20 protein-coding genes are annotated in these 20,947 nt (G+C 65.5%); 11 read left to right on the forward strand and 9 right to left on the reverse strand.

Annotated features, from left to right (window positions below; all coding sequences use genetic code 11):
• Positions 1-81 precede the first annotated feature (81 nt).
• On the forward strand, positions 82-1,182 hold the full coding sequence (purM, locus tag QM615_RS18310; RefSeq protein WP_027495851.1) for a phosphoribosylformylglycinamidine cyclo-ligase: 1,101 nt from the start codon (positions 82-84) through the stop codon (positions 1,180-1,182).
• Positions 1,183-1,254: 72 nt separating this feature from the next.
• On the opposite strand, the gene QM615_RS18315 is transcribed toward purM, so the two are convergent.
• The 3 genes from QM615_RS18315 to ygfZ form a co-directional block, all read right to left on the reverse strand.
• A complete protein-coding gene (locus QM615_RS18315) occupies positions 1,255-1,446 on the reverse strand; it encodes a DUF3073 domain-containing protein (RefSeq protein WP_082898823.1) in 192 nt (63 codons plus the stop codon).
• A 272-nt stretch (positions 1,447-1,718) separates the two neighbouring features.
• Complete coding sequence (locus QM615_RS18320) at positions 1,719-2,354, reverse strand: MOSC domain-containing protein (protein WP_283347715.1); 636 nt, start codon at positions 2,352-2,354, stop codon at positions 1,719-1,721.
• Entirely contained in the window at positions 2,351-3,472 is a 1,122-nt protein-coding gene (gene ygfZ / locus QM615_RS18325) for a CAF17-like 4Fe-4S cluster assembly/insertion protein YgfZ (RefSeq protein ID WP_283347716.1), read from the reverse strand. The genes QM615_RS18320 and ygfZ overlap by 4 nt, the downstream gene beginning before the upstream one ends.
• 110 nt (positions 3,473-3,582) lie before the next feature.
• Here ygfZ and QM615_RS18330 point away from each other — a divergent pair, with 110 nt between their 5' ends.
• The 6 genes from QM615_RS18330 to QM615_RS18355 all read left to right on the forward strand — a co-directional run bounded on the left by QM615_RS18330 (position 3,583) and on the right by QM615_RS18355 (position 11,784).
• Positions 3,583-4,881 carry a dicarboxylate/amino acid:cation symporter gene (locus QM615_RS18330; RefSeq protein WP_068049893.1) on the forward strand — a complete coding sequence of 433 codons (1,299 nt, stop codon included), beginning with the start codon at positions 3,583-3,585 and terminating at the stop codon, positions 4,879-4,881.
• A 34-nt stretch (positions 4,882-4,915) separates the two neighbouring features.
• On the forward strand, positions 4,916-5,782 hold the full coding sequence (locus QM615_RS18335) for an aminodeoxychorismate lyase (RefSeq protein WP_283347717.1): 867 nt from the start codon (positions 4,916-4,918) through the stop codon (positions 5,780-5,782).
• 131 nt (positions 5,783-5,913) lie between these two features.
• Positions 5,914-7,461: a cytochrome ubiquinol oxidase subunit I gene (locus QM615_RS18340; RefSeq protein ID WP_283347718.1), complete on the forward strand. Its 1,548-nt coding sequence runs from the start codon at positions 5,914-5,916 to the stop codon at positions 7,459-7,461.
• A gap of 9 nt (positions 7,462-7,470) precedes the next feature.
• Positions 7,471-8,508 carry a cytochrome d ubiquinol oxidase subunit II gene (cydB, locus tag QM615_RS18345; protein WP_283347719.1) on the forward strand — a complete coding sequence of 346 codons (1,038 nt, stop codon included), beginning with the start codon at positions 7,471-7,473 and terminating at the stop codon, positions 8,506-8,508.
• Positions 8,505-10,205, forward strand: coding sequence for a thiol reductant ABC exporter subunit CydD (gene cydD, locus QM615_RS18350; RefSeq protein WP_283347720.1), 1,701 nt, complete (start codon positions 8,505-8,507; stop codon positions 10,203-10,205). Before cydB ends, cydD begins: the two co-directional genes overlap by 4 nt.
• A complete protein-coding gene (locus tag QM615_RS18355; protein WP_283347721.1) occupies positions 10,198-11,784 on the forward strand; it encodes an amino acid ABC transporter ATP-binding/permease protein in 1,587 nt (528 codons plus the stop codon). Before cydD ends, QM615_RS18355 begins: the two co-directional genes overlap by 8 nt.
• A gap of 196 nt (positions 11,785-11,980) precedes the next feature.
• Here QM615_RS18355 and QM615_RS18360 read toward each other — a convergent pair whose 3' ends face one another.
• On the reverse strand, positions 11,981-12,679 hold the full coding sequence (locus QM615_RS18360) for a heme-binding beta-barrel domain-containing protein (RefSeq protein ID WP_411567275.1): 699 nt from the start codon (positions 12,677-12,679) through the stop codon (positions 11,981-11,983).
• Positions 12,680-13,006: 327 nt separating this feature from the next.
• Between QM615_RS18360 and QM615_RS18365 the strand changes: the two genes are divergently transcribed.
• Positions 13,007-14,542 carry a cutinase family protein gene (locus tag QM615_RS18365; RefSeq protein WP_283347722.1) on the forward strand — a complete coding sequence of 512 codons (1,536 nt, stop codon included), beginning with the start codon at positions 13,007-13,009 and terminating at the stop codon, positions 14,540-14,542.
• A 79-nt stretch (positions 14,543-14,621) separates the two neighbouring features.
• Here QM615_RS18365 and QM615_RS18370 read toward each other — a convergent pair whose 3' ends face one another.
• The 5 genes from QM615_RS18370 to QM615_RS18390 form a co-directional block, all read right to left on the reverse strand.
• On the reverse strand, positions 14,622-14,927 hold the full coding sequence (locus QM615_RS18370) for a DUF1416 domain-containing protein (RefSeq protein ID WP_037194601.1): 306 nt from the start codon (positions 14,925-14,927) through the stop codon (positions 14,622-14,624).
• Position 14,928: 1 nt separating this feature from the next.
• Positions 14,929-15,765, reverse strand: a complete 837-nt coding sequence (locus QM615_RS18375; RefSeq protein WP_068049880.1) for a sulfurtransferase — start codon at positions 15,763-15,765, stop codon at positions 14,929-14,931.
• A gap of 74 nt (positions 15,766-15,839) precedes the next feature.
• Positions 15,840-16,328, reverse strand: coding sequence for a DUF4395 domain-containing protein (locus QM615_RS18380; protein WP_269594793.1), 489 nt, complete (start codon positions 16,326-16,328; stop codon positions 15,840-15,842).
• 252 nt (positions 16,329-16,580) lie between these two features.
• On the reverse strand, positions 16,581-17,000 hold the full coding sequence (locus QM615_RS18385) for a thioredoxin family protein (RefSeq protein ID WP_269594794.1): 420 nt from the start codon (positions 16,998-17,000) through the stop codon (positions 16,581-16,583).
• The gene (locus QM615_RS18390) at positions 16,997-17,776 is read right to left on the reverse strand and encodes an LmeA family phospholipid-binding protein (RefSeq protein ID WP_269594795.1); all 780 of its coding nucleotides are present in this window, start codon (positions 17,774-17,776) and stop codon (positions 16,997-16,999) included. Before QM615_RS18390 ends, QM615_RS18385 begins: the two co-directional genes overlap by 4 nt.
• 130 nt (positions 17,777-17,906) lie before the next feature.
• On the opposite strand from QM615_RS18390, the gene QM615_RS18395 reads away from it, so the two are divergent.
• The 3 genes from QM615_RS18395 to pstS all read left to right on the forward strand — a co-directional run bounded on the left by QM615_RS18395 (position 17,907) and on the right by pstS (position 20,875).
• Complete coding sequence (locus QM615_RS18395) at positions 17,907-18,668, forward strand: winged helix-turn-helix transcriptional regulator (RefSeq protein WP_068049874.1); 762 nt, start codon at positions 17,907-17,909, stop codon at positions 18,666-18,668.
• Positions 18,669-19,574, forward strand: a complete 906-nt coding sequence (gene mshD, locus QM615_RS18400; RefSeq protein WP_269594796.1) for a mycothiol synthase — start codon at positions 18,669-18,671, stop codon at positions 19,572-19,574. It begins immediately after the preceding gene.
• A gap of 203 nt (positions 19,575-19,777) precedes the next feature.
• Entirely contained in the window at positions 19,778-20,875 is a 1,098-nt protein-coding gene (gene pstS, locus QM615_RS18405) for a phosphate ABC transporter substrate-binding protein PstS (RefSeq protein ID WP_149405012.1), read from the forward strand.
• Positions 20,876-20,947: the final 72 nt, after the last annotated feature.

The raw sequence follows: 20,947 nt of genomic DNA on the forward strand, positions 1-20,947 counted from the left end.
CACCGGGCACTCCGGTACCGTTAGGGCGCTATCTGTGCCGTCACGGGCGCTGACATGATCGAGTACACAGGCTGGAGCCGAATGACCGAGGAATCCCAACCCACGAGCGCAACTCACTCGGGCGGTGCCTCCTACGCGGCGGCCGGGGTCGACATCGCCGCAGGAGATCGAGCAGTGCAACTGTTCGCGCCGCTCGCCAAGAAGGCCAGCAGGCCCGAGGTCATGGGCGGTCTCGGCGGTTTCGCCGGCCTCTTCGCGCTCAAGGGCGACTACCGCGAGCCCGTCCTGGCCGCCTCGACCGACGGCGTCGGCACCAAGGTGGCCGTGGCGCAGGCGCTCGGCAAGCACGACACCCTCGGCCTCGACCTGGTCGCAATGGTCGTCGACGACCTCGTCGTCTGCGGTGCCGAGCCACTGTTCCTGCAGGACTACATCGCCGTGGGCCGAGTGGTTCCCGAGCAGGTCGCCGAACTGGTCAAGGGCATCGCAGAGGGCTGCATCATCGCCGGTTGCGCACTGCTCGGCGGCGAGACGGCCGAGCACCCGGGACTGATGGCCGACGGCGATTACGACCTCTCGGCCACCGGCATCGGCGTCGTCGAGGCGGATTCGATCCTCGGACCCGAGCGGGTGCGTCCCGGTGACGTCGTCATCGGCATGGGATCGTCGGGTCTGCACTCCAACGGCTACTCCCTCGCGCGCAAGGTGCTGCTGGAGATCAACCACATGGATCTCGGCGGACACGTCGAGGAGTTCGGCCGCACCCTCGGCGAGGAGCTGCTCGAACCGACCAAGATCTACGCCAAGGACTGCCTCGCGCTCGCGGCGGAAACCGACGTGCGCACGTTCTGCCACGTCACCGGCGGCGGATTGGCGAACAACCTCTCACGGGTGATGCCCGAGGGCCTGGTCGCCGAACTCGACCGCACCACGTGGAGCCCTGCCCCGATCTTCTCGCTGATCGCTCAGCGCGGACGCGTCGAGCGGGCGGAGATGGAGCAGACGTTCAACATGGGAGTCGGCATGGTCGCCATCGTGGCACCCGAGGACGTCGATCGAGCACTCGCCGTGCTGACCGCACGCCACATCGACTGCTGGACGTTGGGCACGGTGAAGAAGGCGGCCGGTAAGGACGTCGCCGACGAGCGTGCGCTGCTGCTGGGTAACCACCCGAGGTTCTGATCGCCCGAGGACGGGCAAACAAGTGAGGGGGAGCCGCATCGCGGCTCCCCCTCAGTCGTTCAGTGCTCAGTACTAGCGTCGCCAGTCCTCGTACTCGTCTTCTTCGACTCGGGAAGGCGCGTCCGAGTCGACGCCGCCACGATGCGAGTTCGACGAACCACCGGAGAGCTCTTGCTGCAGTCTCTCCAAGTCCGTAATAGGCGAGCTGTACTTGAGCTCACGAGCGACCTTTGTCTGCTTTGCCTTAGCCCTGCCTCGGCCCATGGCGGTGCCCCCTCGCGGACTTTCGGGGCGGCCTGGGGAAATTTGGCGGCCCCGTTAGAGTTGGTATTTCTTCCTGGGACACACTCTAGCGCGCGAATCGCCGCGATGCGCAGACGGCACCACGTGTCGGTGCCGGGCGAACGGGCGCGACACGCCCGGGAAAAGGGTCGACGCCGCCTGTACCTGCAGAAATCCGTGCACAGGCAAACTATCTCCGTTTCGCGACACGAGAACTACGTGCTGCGCGTCATGGGGAGCGACGCACTCAGGGGTCAGTTCCGCAACGATTTCAGTGCCGCTGCCGCATCGCGGTAGACCTTCGGTGCCAAATCGGGCTGATCGAGCAAAGTGGACATCGCGGTCGCGTCTGTTCCTCGGAACAGGTCGCGAACCGTCACCCCGTGTTGCGGTACCGACTCCACGGTCACCGCGTCACCACCGCCGAAGACCCCTGGTTCGAGAACTCGAAAGTACGCACCCACATCACCTCGGTCCGCGAAGCGACGGATCCATCTCGGCTGGTCCATCCACCGTGCGAACGTCGCGCAGGGCTTGCGGGCGATCGTCACCTCCAAGGCCACCGTGCCGATGCGAAACCGCGACCCGATCACCGCGTCGGTCACCGGTACACCCTCGGTGCGGAGGTTCTCCCCGAATCGACCCGGTGGAACCGGCACCCCCAGCTCGTCGGCCCAGTGCTGCGCCTCGACCTCGTCGTAGGCGTACACGGCCTGATCGAGTCCACCGTGGAATTTCGTGTCCCGACAGTGATCACCGCCGATACCGAGCTCGTGCACGTCCACCTGCCCGTCGACGGGCCGCTTGTCGATACCACTGTCGACCACCGCTCGGCGTCCGAACGGAACATCGGCGTGCACGACGCAGACCGCCAGGACCCTCCCGGTCACCGGCCGCGCAGGCGGTCGACCGCAGCGCGGCCGGCCTGGACGTCGTCGTACGACGGGATCGAATCCGGATCGATCGACGCGGCACACGGCCCCGCCTCGAGGGCAGTGTCGACCGGAATCGTCCGTTTTAGAAGAGCCAACGCGATCGGCCCCAGCTCGAAGTGGTCGATGACGGTGCCCAGACGGCCCACCGAGCGTCCACCTGCGGTCACCGGATCGCCCGTGCCGGGCCGGCCGTCCGCGGAACCGTCGAGATGCAATAGCACCAGGTGCCGGGGCGGTCGACCGAGATTGTGCACGCGCGAGACCGTCTCCTGCCCGCGGTAGCAGCCCTTCTCCAGATGCACCGCGCCGAACTCGGCTGCGCTGCCGATCCAGCGAACCTCGTGCGGAATGGTCTTCTCGTCGGTGTCCACGCCCACGCGCGGACGCAACGATTCCACCCGCAACGCGTCGAACGCCCAGGTTCCGGCCGGAGCGGCCCCGGCGTCGCGCAGTCGGAGGAACCACTCGCTCAGGCTCGCGCGGGGGATCACCACGTCGTAGGAATTCTCGGCCGGCCAGGGCATCCGCCGCACGAAACCGCCGCCGTCGATCGGCGACGCACCGTAGATCTCGCTCGGAGCCGGCAGGCCGGCCTTCTCGAGCACCGATGCCGCGTCGGATCCGAGGACGGTCAGAACGGCGAGTTCGTCGGCCTCACGGGGTTCGGCCTTGGCCCAGAACACCATCTTCTTCAGGAACGACAGCAGATCCGGTCCGGCCGAGCGCTCGGTGTCGATGTACGTGACGCCGGCCAGGTCGGTCTGGACGAAGTGATGCTCGATGCGGCCGTTGACGTCCAGGCTCAGATTCTCGGCCGAGCTGCCGTCGGGCAGGTTGGAGACGAGTTGGCTCGAGATCGTGTTCAACCAACTCAGACGTTCGTCTCCGCTGATGGCCAGAACGAAACGATGGGAACGGTCGATGACGGCAGCGCCGCTGACCGCGTCGCGTTGTTCGCCGAACGGATTGCCGTAGTGCCAGGCCACCCCGGCATCGACGCTGTCGTCGGGGGAGGGCACTGCGCCGGGGAGTGTCAGAAGTGGACTCGGGCTGATCGTGACTGTGTCGGACACATCTCCATAGTAGGAGCCCGTCGGCGCAGCAACTCGGTGACCGGTCCCTTTACACCCTCGAAACGGCGACGACACGGCACCGCGACGACACGGACCTAGCGTGTCGATCCATGAAGAAACTGGCGCATCCGGCCGCGCAGATCGGCCTCGCCGCGATCGGCGGCATCGTGTTCGGGTTGGTGGTCGGCGAGTGGGCCGCGAACCTGAAGTTCATCGGTGATCTGTTCATCCGACTGATCCAGATGTCGATCGTCCCGCTGGTGATGGCTTCGGTCATCGTGGCCACCGGGTCGATGGCGGGGGCGGGCACCGGCAAGATCGCGTTTCGCACCTTCAAGTGGATGATCGGGTTCTCGGTCGTCGCCGCTGTGCTGGCCTGGGTGCTGAGCACCATCATTCGGCCGGGCGCGGGCATGGTGTTCACCCAGCAGCTCGATCCGGCGCTCGAGGAGTCGGCGAGCGAGGCGCTCGGCTGGCAGGACACGCTGCTGAACTTCGTCAGCACCAACGTGTTCGACGCCATGTCGACGGCGACGATGGTGCCGATCATCGTTTTCTCGCTGCTCTTCGGTATCGCGCTGCGCAGTCACATCACCAAGACCGGCAACACCCAGGTGCTCTCGTTCATGGACCAGATCCAGCAGATCGTCCTGACGATGATCCGGCTCGTCATGGTCATCGCCCCGGTCGGTGTGTTCTGCCTGCTCGCCGCGCTCGCCGGCGACGTCGGGTTCTCCGTGGTGTCCACCGCGCTGAGTTACCTCGGTACGACGCTGCTCGGGGTGTTGATTCTGTTCGCACTCTTTGTCGTGGTCGTGACGATGCGGACCCGATTGAACCCGTGGAAGCTGCCCAGCAAGCTCACTGAACAGACGGCCGTCGCGGTGACGACGACGAGTTCGGCCGTCACGTTCCCGACGGTGCTGCGCAACACTGTCGAGAAGGTCGGCGTCAGTCAGAAGGTCGCCAACTTCACGCTGTCGATCGGGTTGACGATGGGCTCCTACGGTGCCGTTCTCAATTACATGATCGTGGTGATGTTCCTCGCGCAGGCAGGCAACATCGACCTGAGCCTCGGGCAGATCGTGCTGGGCATGGGCCTGGCGGTTCTGCTGAACATGGGCACCATCACTGTGCCCGGCGGATTCCCCGTCGTCGCTATGTTCCTCGCGACCTCGCTCGACCTTCCCTTCGAGGCCGTCGGCCTGCTGATCGCCGTGGACTGGTTCGCCGGGATCTTCCGTACCTTCCTCAACGTGAACGGAGACACGTTCGTCGCGATGCTCGTCGCCAACGCCGACGACGAGATCGACCGCGAGGTCTACAACGGCACCAAGGTCGTCGTCGCCGAGGATCTCGACCTCGACGAGTACGCCGACGCGTTGGCAACGGCCGACCGAGCGGATTGATCGAACGCGTCCGCTCCCCTCTAGGGTGGCGGGCATGTCGGAGTCGGTAGTGGTGACGTTGGACGGCCGAGTGCACGACGCGAATCGGCCGTTGCTGTTCGCCGACGACCTGGCCGCGGTACGCGGCGACGGGGTCTTCGAGACGCTGCTCGTTCGCGGCGGCGCGGCCTGTGCGGTCGAGTTGCATCTGGCCCGGCTGGTGGCGTCGGCGAAGGCGCTGGACCTACCCGTTCCCGATCTCGAACAGTGGCGCGCCGTCGTCGAACAGTCCGTGGGTCTGTGGGCGCAGGAGTCGGAGGACGAGGCTGTTCTTCGCGTGGTCCTCAGCCGGGGACGCGAGGGCGGTGGTGACCCCACCGCGTACGTGACGGTGGGGCCGCTGCCCGAGCGAGTGCAGGCAGCGCGCACCGACGGGGTGTCGGTGATCACGCTCGATCGCGGCTACTCGGTGGATTTCTCGTCGGGAGCGCCGTGGCAGCTCGCGGGGGCCAAGACGTTGTCGTATGCGACCAACATGGCCGCGCTGCGACATGCCGCAACGCAGGGTGTCGACGACGTGATCTACCTCAGCAGCGAGGGGCGGGTGCTCGAAGGTCCGCGCTCGACGGTGGTGCTCGCGCGCGGTAAGACTCTCGTCACACCGTCCGTCGAACAGGGCATCCTGGCCGGGACCACGGTCGCCGGGTTGTTCGCCGTGGCCGAGTCCGCTGGTTGGACATGCGAACACGGGCACCTCTATCCCGCGGATCTCATTGCCGCAGATGGCGTTTGGCTTGTCTCGAGCGTCACTCTCGCGGCTCGGGTCACGGCGATGAACGGCGTTCCCCTGGGCACTCGGAGGCTTGCCGGTGACGTTTCGACGATGGTCGATACGGCCGTGGAGACGGTCGAAACTCGATAGGAGTCCAACGACCCTGCCGAAAGACTCTTCCCTACTACTAACCGTAGTAGTACATTCGAGTTTGTCGCGGGCCAACGCCCTGACCTGCGGTGTTGCCCGTCACAGCTCGGGTGTGAGAGTTCGGAGTATCGATGGACGCGTTGGATGTCTCGCGGTGGCAGTTCGGTATCACCACCGTTTACCACTTCATTCTCGTACCTCTCACGATCGGCCTCGCGCCGATGGTGGCCGCCATGCAGACCATGTGGGTGATCACCGGGAAGGACTCCTGGTATCGGCTGACCAAGTTCTTCGGCAAACTGTTCCTCATCAACTTCGCCCTCGGCGTCGCGACCGGAATCGTCCAGGAATTCCAATTCGGCATGAACTGGAGCGAATACTCACGGTTCGTCGGTGACGTGTTCGGTGCACCCCTCGCGCTCGAGGGATTGGTCGCCTTCTTCCTCGAGTCCACGTTCCTCGGCCTGTGGATATTCGGCTGGAGCCGACTCCCGAAACTCGTTCACCTGGCGACCATTTGGCTCGTCGCCATCGGCGTCAACGCCTCCGCCTTCTTCATCATCGCAGCCAACTCCTGGATGCAGCATCCCGTCGGCGCGATCTACAACGAAGAGACCGGCCGCGCCGAACTCACGGACATCTGGGCACTGCTCACCAACAACACTGCGCTGGCGGCCTTTCCGCACGCCGTCGCAGGAGCATTCCTCACCGCCGCGACCTTCGTCGCCGGCATCTCCGGCTGGTGGATGGTGCGTGAGGCTCGCAGGAAGCAGGCTGAGCTCGCTCCGCTGTCCGAAAACGGACTCACGCCACAGGCTCCACTCCCGGCCACTGGGGTCGCTACTCTGCAGGCTCCGCTCCCGGCCACGGACTCGCGTTCGATGTTCAGATCCGCAGCACGAATGTCCTTCATCGTCATGATCGTTGCCGGCGGTGCGCTCGCCATCACCGGAGACATTCAGGGCAAGCTCATGTTCGAGCAGCAGCCCATGAAGATGGCCTCCGCAGAATCGTTGTGCGACACCGAGACCGGGGCCAGCTTCTCGCTCCTGACCGTGGGCACCCACAACAACTGCGAATCCGTGATTCACCTCATCGCGATTCCCGGACTCACCTCGTTCCTGGCGGAGAACGACTTCGGTGCCACCGTGCAGGGCGTCAACCAACTGCAGGAGCAGTACGAGCAGCAGTTCGGCCCCGGAAACTACAAGCCGAACCTGTTCGTCACATACTGGGCGTTCCGAATGATGATCGGACTAGCCGCCGGCTCGGCCCTGCTCGCCATCGCGGGTCTGTGGGTCACCCGGGGTGGCCGGATTCCCGACCAGAAGTGGTTCTCGTGGTTGTCGCTGCTGGCGATTCCGACGCCGTTCCTCGCCAACAGTGCGGGCTGGATCTTCACCGAAATGGGCCGTCAGCCATGGGTTGTCGCGCCGAACCTCTCGGGAGTCGATCAGATACGGCTGACCGTGGACCAGGGCGTGTCCGACCATCCCGTCGGCCTCGTTCTCGCCTCGCTGGTGACGTTCACACTGCTGTACGCCGCCCTCGGTGGTGTCTGGTTCTTCCTTCTTCGTCGCTATGTCATCGAAGGGCCTCTCGACCACGACGCGCATCCGCACGTCGATCCACCGGAATCGGAAGACGAAGAGCCCAAACAGCTCTCGTTCGCGTACTAGGGGAAAACCATGTCACTACCCGAATTCTGGTTCTTCGTCATCGCCTTCTTCTTCGTCGGCTACTTCGTGCTCGAAGGTTTCGACTTCGGCGTCGGCATGCTCATGCCGATCCTGGGCAGGCATCCCGACGCCGCCACGGGGGAGAAGCGCAGGCGTGCGGTTCTGAACACGATCGGCCCGGTCTGGGACGGCAACGAGGTGTGGCTCATCACCGCAGGTGGCGCACTGTTCGCGGCCTTCCCGGAGTGGTACGCCACGTTGTTCTCGGGCTTCTACCTGCCGCTGCTGCTCATCCTGGTGGCGCTGATCCTGCGTATCTGCGCCATCGAATGGCGCGGCAAGATCGACGACCCGGTGTGGCGTCGGCGCTGCGACATCGGCATCGGCATCGGCTCGTGGGTTCCGGCGGTGCTGTGGGGCGTCGCGTTCGCCAACATCGTGCGCGGCGTCGCGATCGACGAGAACAAGAAGGTCACCGCAGGCTTCTTCGATCTGCTCAACCCGTACGCTCTGCTCGGCGGTGCCACCATGGCTTTGGTGTTCGCCCTGCACGGCGCGGTGTTCATCGCGCTCAAGACTTCCGGGGACGTGCACGAGGATTCCGTGAAAATTGCGGCGCGCCTGTCGGTTCCGGCAGTTCTCGTCGGCGGCACCTTCGCCATGTGGACCCAACTCGCGCACGGCAAGACGTGGACGTGGCTACTCGTCGCGGTGGCCGCTGTCGCACTGCTTCTCGTCGTCGCGCTGACGGCGAAAGTGCGCGAAGGCTGGGCATTCGTCTTCACCAGCGTTGCCATCGTTGCCGTCGTGGTGCTGTTGTTCGCCTCGCTGTTCCCCAATGTCATGCCGTCCAGTACGGATGCCGCGTTCGATCTCACCATCGCGAACGCGTCGTCGAGCCCGTACACGTTGAAGGTCATGACGTGGGCCGCAGCTTTCGCCGCCCCGGTCGTCCTCGGATACCAGGCCTGGACGTACTGGGTCTTCCGCCAGCGCATTTCGAGTGCCCAGATCCCGGACTCGATCGGACTGACGGTGAAATCGTGACCGCGCCCGCTGTGCCGCGGGGACGGGCGAAGGGACCCGTCGATCCGCGACTGTGGAAGTACTCCCGATCGGCGCGGGGCTACCTGATCGTCACTGTCGCTCTGTCGACCGTCGTCACCGTCTGCATCATCGTCGGCGCGCTTGCGATCGGCCGCGTACTGGCCGGCGTCATCACCGACCCGACGGCACGGTCGTTGTCCGCCTGGACGACGGAACTCGCCGTGCTGGCGGGCGCAATGGCCGTCCGTGTGCTCGCCACCGGAGCCCAGTCTCGCTATGCGCACCGGTCGGCGTCACGCGTGGTGGCCGAGCTCGAAGTCGAGGTGCTCACGGCCGCAACACATTTCGAACCGCGCGAGCTCGACCGCGAACGAGAAGAGTTGACCGTCGTCGTCACCCGAGCCATCGGGGGTCTGCGCGCGTACCTGACCGGGTACCTGCCGGCGCTGGTGTCCGCGGTCATCGTCACTCCGCTCGTTCTGGTCGTCATCGTCACTCAGGACGTGACCTCGGCTGTGGTCATCGCGGTGACCCTGCCGCTCATCCCGATCTTCATGATTCTGATCGGGTTGCTGACCAAGGGCCGAGCCGCGGCGACGCTCACGACGATGACCCGGTTGTCTGCGCAGTTGCTCGATCTACTGGCCGGTCTGCCGACCTTGCGCGCGCTGCGCCGCGAACACGGCCCGGCCGCTCGCATCCGTGCACTGGGCGACGCCCATCGACGAACCACGATGCGCGCGTTGAAGGTTGCCTTCCTCTCGTCGATGGTGCTCGAGTTGCTCGCGACCCTGTGTGTCGCACTGGTGGCCGTCGGCATCGGCTTGCGCTTGGTCTTCGGGGAGATGACGCTCGAAGCGGGCATCATCGCGTTGATCCTCGCCCCCGAGGTGTACTTCCCGCTGCGCGCCGTGGGGACCCAGTTCCACGCAGCAGAGGACGGCGTCGAGGCCGCGGAGCGAGCCTTCCGGGTCCTGGACCGGCGTACGACACAGCCGACCTGTGGCCGGACCGTGAACGCGACGACCGCGGACATCGAACTCGTCGGACTCACCGTCGCGAGCCGGGACGGTAACGCTCCGGCCGGACTGAGTGCGCTGTGCCGAACGGGCACCATCACGGTACTGACCGGCCCCAACGGCTCGGGTAAATCGACTGCGCTGCAAGCCGTTCTGGGGCTCACGTCGCCCACGAGCGGTGCGGTACTCGTCGATGGGGTGCCCGTGAGCGATCTCGACCTCGACCGGTGGTGGGCTCAGGTCTCCTGGCTCCCGCAGCGGCCGGTGCTGCTTCCCGGCACGCTGTACGAGAACGTCACCCTCCACGGTGTGCCCGATGCCGATGCACTGGACGCAGCCTGCCGCGCTTCGGGATTCGACGCCGTACTACGAGATCACCCGAACGGCTGGAACACTCGCGTCGGGCAGGGCGGAGTGGGTCTGTCCCTCGGCGAACTGCAACGCCTGGCCCTGACCCGAACCTTCGTCTCCGACGCGACGGTGATGGTACTGGACGAGCCGACGGCGCACCTGGACGCGGCGAGTGAACAGACTGTGCTGCACGCCATTCGAGATGCAGCCGACCGAGGCGTCACCGTGGTGATGGTCGGTCATCGACGCGCGGTGCTGCACGCCGCAGATCGCGTCGTCGAGGTGCGAAGCAGCTCGACGGTGGCACGGGAGTTCGATCATGTCTGACCTACGACGCGCACTGGCCCTGTTCGAGCTCTCCCCGCGCAGGGTGGCACTGGCGGTGGCGGCCGGCGTGGCAACACTCGGCAGCGCACTGGCTCTCGCCGCACTGTCGGCATGGTTGATCACCCGAGCGTGGCAGATGCCTCCGGTGATGGACCTGACCGTCGCAGTGGTAGCCGTTCGGGCGCTGGGCATCTCGCGCGGTGTGTTCCGCTATCTCGAACGATTGACCACGCACGACGCGGCACTACGCGGTACGACGGCAGCGCGCACGAGGATCTACGAGCAGCTGGCGAACGGACACGGCGCGCTCGCTCTGCGTCGCGGTGACGTACTGGCCCGTACCGGGGCGGACGTCGATGTGCTCGGCGACGTTGTCATACGCGCGATCGTCCCCATCTGCGTGAGCGTCGTGATGATGCTCGCAGCCGTCGGACTGCTCGCCGGTATCGCGCCTGCTGCCGCGTCGATCCTGGCGGTGTCGTTGCTGATCGCCGGGATGGGTGCACCGATTCTGGCGGCGCGGTCGGCACGGATCGCCGAGGAGGCCGGAGCCGACGCCGACGCGCGGTTCGCCGAGACCGCCGTCCGAGCACTCGACCACGCCGCGGAACTGCGGGTCGCCGGGCGCCTCGACGCGACCCTCGCCGAAGCCCGCGGTGCAGCGCAGGATTCGGTCACTGCCCGCGACCGGGCGGCGCGACCGTCGGCGCTGGCGGATGCCGCCGTTCCGTTGTCGATCGGTGCATCGGTGATCGGGTCCTTTCTCGTCGGCATCGGGCTGTACGGACCGACCGGAGGCACTGCAGGCGGCATGACTCCGATGGCTCTGGCGATCATCGTGCTGGTTCCGCTCGCTGCCTTCGAGGCGACCGCGGCACTCCCCGGGGCGGCAATCGCCCTGATGCGTGGACGAATCGCGGCCACTCGAGTCATGGCGATGCTGGATGCGGCTCCGCCGCAGTGGCGTGGTTATGTGCCCTCTGGGGTACTCAACCGCACCACTGCGCGGAGCGCACTGATCGGGCCCAGCGGATCGGGCAAGACCACGATGCTGCGGGAGTTCGCCGAGGAATGCGGTTCGGACGCAGCGCTGTTCGCCGAGGACGCGCATCTGTTCGACACCTCGATTCTGGAGAACCTGCGTGTGGTGCGCGGCGATGTCGACGAAGCACAGGCATCGGATGCGCTGCGACGCGTGGGCCTGGGCCCATGGCTCGACGCGCAGCCCCTCGGGGTTCACACCACCCTGGTCGGCGGTGCGCAGGCCGTGTCGGGCGGAGAACGGCGCAGACTGCTGTTGGCGCGCGCTGTGCTCAGTACGGCCCCGATCGTGCTGCTGGACGAGCCGACCGAGCATCTCGACCGAATCTCCGGCGAACAGCTACTGCGAGAGTTGCTCACCACCGACGACGGTCTGTTCGGAGCCGATCGAATCGTGGTGGTCGTCACTCATCAACTGCCGGAGAACACCGACGCCGACCAGGTGATCGACCTCGGCTCGAATCGTGGGAAAAAACTCTTTGCCGACTCGGAAACTCGGGCGTACGTTGTGAAGTACACGAGAGAGGAGGTGGTCTGAAGTTGATGAACTCTAGGACGCGTGAGGTGGCTGTCAGCTAGCCGCAATCGCTGACGGATTCACTGCGAAGACCGCGCGAGCGGCTAGCGAATCCCAGGCAGCTACCCGGCCCCCGAGCCCCCGACCTGTCCGGTCGGGACCTGAAATCAGGTATGGCTCGGGGGCCGTTCGCTGTGGATACCGAAGTGGTTGTGTCTCAGCCGATGTAGCGAGACAGGCGCGCGGACAACCGCGGTGCCAGTGGGCCGTCGGCGACGACGCGTTCCTCGACGTATGCGAGGTCCCCGCCTTCGACGATGCCGTAGAGCCGCTTGGCCCCGCCGACCAACGCACCCGAGGTGCTACGGATGACGACATCGGTGGCCAGTTCCCAGGACGACTTGGTCAGGGCGTGGCCGTAATACAGTTCGACGACTCCGGTGCTGTGGGTCAGCAGCAGTTCGACGAGCTCTTCGTCGTCGGAACCCTTGAGCCCGTGGCCTCCGCTCATCCGCCAGAATCCGGTTTCGCGGAGGTCGGGATGTGCGAAGTTGCCGTCGGAGTCGAGTCGCCACGAACGTGATTCCCAGCTCAGGTAGCTACCCCCGTCGTGCGTGACGACGATCTGCTGACCGAAGGGATAGTCGGTACCCGACTCGGGGTCGTGGCCCTCGCCCTCGCCACGCCACACGCCGACGAGCGGCAGCAGAGCGAGCATCGACGGGTGCAGATCGGGGCCGAGGCGTAGATTGGCCGTGTCGTCGGGGTGCGGGATGTCCGGCAGGACCGGAACGTTCCGCGTCGACGCGTCGGCGAACTTCTGTTCGGCAGCCGCTATTGCTTCGTCGCCACTGGTGACGGGGGTATCGAGCCCCCCGTCTGCTCTGCCGGGTTGCCCCGCAACCGGTTCTGTCACGACTCGTCGTTGACCAGTCGGTAGACGACGTAGAGCGAGAACGCGATGATGGCTACTGCCGCAAGAACGAGAAGTAGCTCGAAGAAGATGACCACGAGTGCGAGTTTAACCCGCAGCGATCGTCGTCGAGGACAGCGGCCCGAATACCGCCTGTGTCCTTGGTGACATCTAACCGAATTCGGGGCCTCGAGTGCGCTGGATCACTCATAGCGGTGGAGAAATCCTGTCGAGCAGGTACCTTCTTCGGGGGGCGTCGGGCGCTCGTGGGTGAGTTTCCGATGTTGTTCACTGTGTTCTGTCACGAAGGCTGGGGAGGTCTCCGCAACAATGCTGCGTCGTAAACGGGCTCTGACATCGTCGTTCGGTCCGTTGTTGATGAGGTCGGCGGTGGTGACCCTGGCGTTGGCGCTGGCCGCTCCCGCAGCCGCATTCGCCGCTCCGGACTCGGGATCGGCAGAATCGGGATCGGCAGAGTCGGGATCATCGGACTCCGGTTCCGCCGACGCGGGTTCCTCCGACTTCGGATCGTCGCAGGGGCCGAACATCGACCCCAACAACTACGCGCAGGACTGCCCCGATGTGCTGGTGCTGGCGGTGTCCGGTGCCACCGACTCGGCGTCGGACCGCAATCCTCTGGCCGAGCAGGCGTCCACTGTCGCGTCGAACTGGGTCGGGAATGTGACGGTCCCGGTCGGTGAGGCGAATGCCGACAGCCCGGGTACCGTCGGCTGGCTCTACGTGCCGTACGCCTCGACGTACGGCTTCGACGTTCTGGACGACGTGCCGACCTACCACGAGTCGATCGTGGAAGGTGTCGCAACGACCAATCGTCTGATGGACGAGTACAAGGTCAAGTGTGGAGACCGAACCAAGTTCGTACTCCTCGGATACAGCGTCGGCGGCGAGGTACTCGATCGTTTGTCCACCGAGATCGGCGCGCGTGACTCGAGTGCCCTGGTCAACGGCGACGACATCGCAGGCGTGATCATGGTCGGTTCGCCCTACCGCCCGGCCGGTGTGCCGAATTTCGGTGACGAGCCGGGTGAATCGCTCGGTGGCTTCATGGACCAGTCGCCGCGGGATTACGGAACGCTGACCGACAAGGTCACCTGGTCGTGCCGACCGTGGGATCTGGCGTGCGACGCTCCGGACGACATCGAACTTCTGCAGCTCGCCCTCGAGGTCATCTCGCAGATGCGGCTGACCGTCCTCAACCCGGTACAGACCGTGTCCGACTTCGCGCGCGCAGTGACGACCATTGCTTCGCGCGCGATCGTTGATATCGCCACCGACAAATCATGGTTCACCTCCGACGAGACTCTGCTGCAGGTCTTGGTGAGGGTGGCGGATGTGGATTACACCGTCGCCGATCAGCAGGCGGTGGACGCACTGACACCGGAGCAGCTCCTCGCCGATCTCAACTGGGCGATGGGGCCCGGTGCCGAGACCGTGGAAGCCAAGCTCCGCGCCGAGGCCACCGGGTTCGAGGAGAACAACAAGGGCATCGCCGACGTCGTGCTCGGGCCCTACCTGGCGCTCGGCTTCCTGCAGCACCTGTCGTACTGGTACAACGACCCCAACGACGGGTACGAGTGGGAGAGCGAGAAGATGGTCGCGTGGATCACCGACCTTGCGCGCACCGAACGCGAGAAGAAGAACGCACCGCAGTCGGCGGCACCTGAAGCCCCCGCCCCGGAGATCGCACCCGAACCCCGCCTGCTGCCGGAGCCCGGAACGGTCACGCAGGTGAGCGATCTCGGAGCGTTCCTCGAATCGCAGGGCATTCCGGTACCGGAAGGGATGTTCCCGCCGCAGTATTCGACGGTTCCCGATCCCGCCGCTTCGGTGCCCGTCCCGAACTAGAAGCCTCCACCGAGCCGAAAGAACCCCGCACCTGCGAGCAGGTGCGGGGTTCTTTTTCGTTCTGGGCGAGCCGGTCGGTTCAGACTCCGACGGTGACGTTCGCCGAGTGCACGCCTGCGCCTTCGGGAGCGATCACGGTGTCGCCGTTGCCCGATGCCGACAGGGCGCGCAGCGTCCACTGTCCGGGAGCGGCGAAGAACCGGAAGTCTCCGGTGCCCGACGCGACGACCTCTGCGGTGAATTCGCCGCTGCCGTCGAGCAGCCGCACGAATGCGCCTGCGACGGGCTCACCGTCGCCGGCGAGGACGCGGCCGGTGATGACCGTTTCCTTCTCGACGTCGACACCTGCGGGGATGGTCTGGCCTTGTACGGGTGCTCCACACATATCAGTGAACCTCCAGCTCGATGGGTGCTCCGACGAGAGAGCCGTACTCGACCCAGCTGCCGTCGTAGTTCTTGACGTCTTCCTTGCCGAGGAGCTCCTTGAGGACGAACCAGGTGTGGCTCGAACGCTCACCGATGCGGCAGTAGGCGATGGTGGCCTTGCTGTCGTCGTAGCCCTTGGTCTTGTACAGCTCTTCGAGCGCTTCGTCGGACTTGAACGTGCCGTCCTCGTTGGCGGTGGTGCTCCACGGGATGTTGATCGCGGACGGGACGTGGCCACGCTGCTGCGCCTGCTCCTGCGGAAGATGAGCCGGGGCGAGGATCTTTCCCGAGAACTCGTCGGGCGAACGCACGTCGATCAGGTTCTTGTTGCCGATGGCGTCGATGACCTCGTCGCGGAACGCGCGGATCGACAGGTCGGGTGCCTCGGCGCGGTACTGCGTGGTCTCACGGCTGACGACGTCCTTGGACAGCGCGCGGCCGTCGAGTTCCCACTTCTTGCGTCCACCGTCGATGAGCTTGACGTCCTTGTGCCCGTACAGCTTGAAGTACCAGTAGGCGTAGGCGGCGAACCAGTTGTTGTTTCCGCCGTACAGCACGATGGTGTCGTCGTTGCTGATGCCCTTGGCCGACAGCAGGTCCGAGAACTGTTCCTGATTGAGGAAGTCGCGGCGAACCGGGTCCTGCAGGTCCTTGCGCCAGTCGAGCTTGACCGCACCTTCGATGTGTCCGCCGTCGTAGGCGCTTGCGTCTTCGTCGACCTCGACGAAGACGGTCTTCGGTGCGTTCAGGTTCTGCTCGGCCCAGTCGGCAGAGACCAGGACGTCGGAGCGAGCCATGGTGTTCCTTTCGGTCTTTCTCTATGGATCGGTGAAGGTCGAGACAGGACTGCAGCCTGCTCAAGCGACCCTGTTCAGGATGCGGTGTGCGAGGTGCTGCGCAGCCGCGAGGCGAGGGGGTAGATCATGCAGCCGAGGCAGACCGCGAACGCGGCGTTGAGGAAAGCCGCGAACAACGCGAAGCCTGCCGCCACGGTTCCGACGACGGGAGCGCCGACCGCGAAGCCGAGGACTCCGACGGCGGCGAACACGAAGCCCACCAGTTGAGCGAACTTCAACGGTGCCACCGGCTCTCGTTCGCTGGTGGGGGAGAGCCGCGGTGCGACGAATGTCGCGTAGATCGTGCCGTACGGACTGCGCTTGGGTCCGCGGACGGCTCCGATTCCGAACACGATCGCCTGTAGCCCGAGCAGGATTGCCGCCGCGGGGACCGAGAACGTGGTCAGGAGGAGAACGACGACCAGAACGGCGGTGGTGATCCACGCCGCGAAGCGTGGACCACGAACGTCCACCTGGTCGATCGTGGCAGTGGGGGTGGTGGTCCGGGTGTCGGGTGTCGACATCGAGAGGTACTCCTGTGCGAGGTCGGGGCACGCCGCATCGGCAGTGCTCGGACATGGATTTCGATCATCGGGCCGTCATCACGCATGGGCGTGGCGGCAGAAGGAAATCAGCAGCAGCGACAGCAACAACCGCCCAGTCGGCACAGATCGACTGTGCGACGACTGGTGAGCATCAGCTCGCGGCAGGAGAACACGAAGAGCATCGTACCCGCTACCAGCGGCGCGTCCTACCGCTGGTCCGAAGAAGCGAGGTCAGAGAGCGTCGAGTGCCGACCGCAGCGCCGCGGCGGACGGCACGCCCGCGATTCTGGAGCGCCGTTGCAATCGGGTGTCGAGTACGAAAGTGGTGGGCAGTGACAGCACGCCCAGTTCGCGAGCGAGGATCGGATGGGCGTCGATGTCGAGTTCGAGTTCTCGGGCATCGCTCCGGCCGTCCAGCACCTGCTGGACGACACGTCGCACGGCTGCGCACGGTCCGCACCAGTCGGCCGAGAAGTGCAGGACGGTCGCAGAGTCGGTCGTGGCACCCGCGTCGAGCAGGAGCGGGTACAGGTCGTCGGTCTCGGTGTCTGGCTCACGCACCGCCCGGACGGTGCCCGATCGGCTCCGGAGGAACAATCCGGTAGCGACGGCAAGGATCGCCACGACGACGAGAACTGTGATCCCTGTCACGGCTTTTCGATTTCGTTGAGGTCGATGGTCACGTTCTCGCCGGATCCTTCGACGACGATCTGCGAGCCCTCCGCATAGACGTCGGTCGGGACCAGCCCGAAGGGCAGGCTCTGACGCTCGATGGTCTTGGTGAACAGTCCGAGAATCGTGGGCTTGGCGAAATCGGGGATCGAGAAGTCCGCCTGACCCTCTGGGCCGAAATAGAAGTCCGACGCCACGATGGCGACGCCGTCACCTTCGAGCAACAGGTCGGCCTGCACGCTCACCGTTGTCTCGAGCGGGCCGACCGGAACCGTTCCGGTCAGCACGACGCCCCCGGTAGTGGTCATGCCCGACCCGCCGGAGCCGCCGGTGCCGTCCGACTTGTCGGCCGGCGGCGCGGAAACCTGCAGGTCGACGATGCCGAGGAACCGGCCGAGGTCCGTGGCCTCGATCCGTACGCGGCCGTCGAGCTCGTCCACGGGAATCGCCCGCACGTTGTTGTCGATCAAGTCGGACAACTCGATGTGCACGCCGCGGAGATTGGCCTCGATCGTCGTCGAGCCGACGTACTCGGTCGGCACGTCCTGCGCGCGGATCTCGATGTTCTGGTAGCGCCCGTCCGCGGCCTGGGTGAGGAACGGGAAACCGTGCACGATCACCTGAGGGTCCGAGGTGAGCTCACCGCCGGCGCGGATCGCGCGGGAGACTCGATACTCCGAGTAGGCCGCAGCGCCGAAATCCACCACGAGGGTGAGGGCCAGCAGGCTGGCGAGTCCGATGAGAAGTGTGCGCACGGGTCCATTGTGACCGACGAATCGCGCACTGCCCTCTTCGGCCGGTTGTACGGACAAGCTAGTCTGTGTCCTTGACGATCACTCAAGTCCAGCCTGGACTGGACCGGCCAGCAGTAAGAATGGAGACGCAGTGGAGCTCCTACTACTGACCTCCGATCCCAATCCGGAGGGCGTTCTGCCGTCCCTCGCTCTCCTGGCGCATCACGTACGCCCGGTACCCACCGAGGTGTCCTCGCTTCTCGAAGCCGGCTCGGCGGACATCGCGCTGGTCGACGCTCGTACGGACCTGGCCGCCGCTCGTGGTCTGTGTCGCCTGTTGGGAAGTACCGGATCGGCCATCCCCGTCGTCGCGGTGCTCACCGAGGGTGGGCTCGTCGCGGTGAATTCCGACTGGGGTCTCGACGACATCCTGCTCCCCGGTACCGGCCCCGCAGAGCTCGACGCCCGGCTGCGGTTGCTGGTCGGCCGTAGTGGAGGAGTTGCCAGCCCGGAGACCTCCGGCAAGATCACGCTCGGCGAACTGGTCATCGACGAAGGTACCTACACCGCTCGGCTGCGAGGTCGTCCGCTCGACCTCACGTACAAGGAATTCGAGCTGCTGAAGTACCTGGCTCAGCACGCGGGGCGGGTCTTCACTCGCGCCCAGCTCCTGCAGGAGGTGTGGGGCTACGACTTCTTCGGTGGCACGCGCACCGTCGACGTCCATGTTCGACGCCTGCGCGCCAAGCTGGGCACCGAGTACGAGTCGCTCATCGGAACGGTACGCAACGTGGGATACAAGGCCGTTCGACCCGCACGCAATGCCAAGGGCGGACCGGTGGTCTCGGACGCTGCCGGCGGAGATTCCGACGATGCGGATTTCGAGTTCGAGCAAGAGAGTACTCTCTCGTAGATGAATTCGGATCCTGCGTTCGACGTCCACCCCATCGACGGCGACGCACCGTCTTCGCGCGTTTCCTACGAGATTCATCAGATCCTCTCCCGTGCAACGGAAGTCGATGGCACTGCGCCCTTGTCGGAGCAGGCTGTGAAGGCTGTCGACCGAGGTGACGACGTCGTTCGTCTGGTCTCCACCGAGGGTGATCGTGTCGTCGGCTACGTCGGAATCGCCGACGGGATGGCCGAGGCCGTCGTCGATCCTCCGTTCCGCGGTCACGGAGTGGGACGCGAATTGGTTTCTCGCGCACTCGAATTCGGCTCCGGTACCCGTATCTGGGCGCACGGCAACCTGCCGGCGGCGCAGTCGGTCGCGGCGCGGCTCGGGTTGCAGGTGGTTCGCGAGCTGCTGCAGATGCGTCGCGCGTCCGCACACCCTGATCTTCCAGATGTGGTTGTGCCGGAAGGTATTTCGCTTCGAACGTATCGTGGGCATCAGGACGATGCCGAGCTGCTGCGGGTCAACAATGCGGCCTTCTCCTGGCACCCCGAACAGGGTGGCTGGACCGATCGCGACATCGCCGCACGACGAGACGAATCGTGGTTCGACCCGGCCGGACTGTTCCTGGCTTTCGAGGAGGGCAGCGACCGCCTCCTCGGCTTCCACTGGACCAAGGTTCATCCGGCCGAAGGCTCGGAACCCGCCATCGGCGAGGTGTACGTCGTCGGAATCGACCCCCAGTCGCAGGGGCGCGGCCTCGGCCGGGTGCTCACGCTGGCCGGCCTGCACTATCTGCATAGCAGAGAACTCGGCCAGATCATGCTGTACGTCGAGGCCGACAACACCGCTGCCGTGCACACCTACAGCAAGCTGGGCTTCGAGAACTACCACGTGGATGCCGCATACGCTCGCAGCGTCTGAACGGACATTTCAGGCTGCGGTGTTCATCTTCCGTTCACCCACGCGGGGGTAAACGTCTACCACCTGCCCTTACCTTTCTCCATGGGTGGCAACCTACGCCGCCTGGTGCGAGGTTCTCTTCTGGAGCCGGCACCCACACAGTCACAGCGCGGCCGATCAGGTCCGAGCGGTGGACACGGCCCAAGATTCCTCGGAGGAAACAGGTGAACCTCAAGCGCAACGGTGCTCTCATGAGCGCAGTGGCCATCAGTGCCATGTTGCTGACCGCATGCGGTAGCGACGCGAACGTCGAGACCGTCGGCGCGGGCGATTCTTCCGCCTCGTGCGAGGGCAAGTCTCCGCTCACGGGCGAAGGATCGTCTGCTCAGCAGAACGCGATGTCCAACTTCACCTCGGTCTACTCGAGCGTCTGCTCCGGCAAGTCCGTCGAGTACACCACCAGTGGCTCGGGCAACGGTCGTACGCAGTTCGTCGCCGGTCTGGTCGACTTCGCCGGCTCCGACTCCGCGATCAAGGACGAGCAGGCAGCCGAGGCGGCCACCCGCTGCGACAGCAACCCGGCATGGAACCTGCCGCTGGTCTTCGGGCCCGTCGCAGTGGCCTACAACCTCGACGGCGTCGACAGCCTGGTGCTCACGCCCGATGTCACCGCACGGATGTTCACCGGCCAGATCACCACCTGGAACGATCCCGCGATCGCCGCCCTCAACGAAGGCGTCGACCTGCCGTCCACCCCGGTCACCCCGGTCTACCGCTCCGATTCCTCGGGCACCAGCGACAACTTCCAGCGCTTCCTGTCCGACGCTGCTCCGGAGGCCTGGACCCTCGATCACAGCTCCGACTGGGCCGGCGGCGTCGGCGAAGGTGCCAACGGCTCCTCGGGCGTCGCCCAGGCCGTGTCCGGGACTCCCGGCTCGATCACGTACGTCGAGTTCGGCTTCGTCGAGCAGGAAGGCCTCAGCGCCGCGAACATCGACTTCGGCAGTGGCCCGGTCGAGCTGAGCACCGAGAGTGCTGCCGCTGCCATCGACGCCGTGACCTTCTCCGGTGAGGGCAACGACCTGGTGCTCGACCTCGACACGCTGTACGCCAGCAACGAGGCCGACACCTACCCGTTGGTGCTCGCCACCTACGAGATCGTCTGCTCGGCGGGCTACGACGCCGACACCTCGGCAGCAGTCAAGTCGTTCCTGCTCAGCGCCGCGAACGAGGGCCAGCAGGGCCTCGAGGAAGCCGGCTACGTGCCGCTGCCGGACCGCTTCAAGGAGCGTCTGATCACCGCTATCGAAGCAATCGCCTGATTAAATGAGACGTAGTCCTGCTTCGGCTCGCGGCATCGCGAGCCGAAGCAGGACCGTCCTCGACCTCCACAC

Source organism: Rhodococcus sp. IEGM 1341, from assembly GCF_030056895.1.
GTDB lineage: Bacteria > Actinomycetota > Actinomycetes > Mycobacteriales > Mycobacteriaceae > Rhodococcoides.

Bases quoted from the DNA above. Each gene is read 5' to 3' on its own strand.
- QM615_RS18365 (WP_283347722.1), top strand. From the start codon at position 13,007: ATGCTGCGTCGTAAACGGGCTCTGACATCGTCGTTCGGTCCGTTGTTG.
- mshD (WP_269594796.1), top strand. From the start codon at position 18,669: ATGAATTCGGATCCTGCGTTCGACGTCCACCCCATCGACGGCGACGCA.
- QM615_RS18330 (WP_068049893.1), top strand. From the start codon at position 3,583: ATGAAGAAACTGGCGCATCCGGCCGCGCAGATCGGCCTCGCCGCGATC.
- purM (WP_027495851.1), top strand. From the start codon at position 82: ATGACCGAGGAATCCCAACCCACGAGCGCAACTCACTCGGGCGGTGCC.
- QM615_RS18355 (WP_283347721.1), top strand. From the start codon at position 10,198: ATGTCTGACCTACGACGCGCACTGGCCCTGTTCGAGCTCTCCCCGCGC.
- QM615_RS18380 (WP_269594793.1), bottom strand. From the start codon at position 16,328: ATGTCGACACCCGACACCCGGACCACCACCCCCACTGCCACGATCGAC.
- QM615_RS18375 (WP_068049880.1), bottom strand. From the start codon at position 15,765: ATGGCTCGCTCCGACGTCCTGGTCTCTGCCGACTGGGCCGAGCAGAAC.
- QM615_RS18315 (WP_082898823.1), bottom strand. From the start codon at position 1,446: ATGGGCCGAGGCAGGGCTAAGGCAAAGCAGACAAAGGTCGCTCGTGAG.
- cydB (WP_283347719.1), top strand. From the start codon at position 7,471: ATGTCACTACCCGAATTCTGGTTCTTCGTCATCGCCTTCTTCTTCGTC.
- QM615_RS18335 (WP_283347717.1), top strand. From the start codon at position 4,916: ATGTCGGAGTCGGTAGTGGTGACGTTGGACGGCCGAGTGCACGACGCG.
- QM615_RS18370 (WP_037194601.1), bottom strand. From the start codon at position 14,927: ATGTGTGGAGCACCCGTACAAGGCCAGACCATCCCCGCAGGTGTCGAC.
- QM615_RS18340 (WP_283347718.1), top strand. From the start codon at position 5,914: ATGGACGCGTTGGATGTCTCGCGGTGGCAGTTCGGTATCACCACCGTT.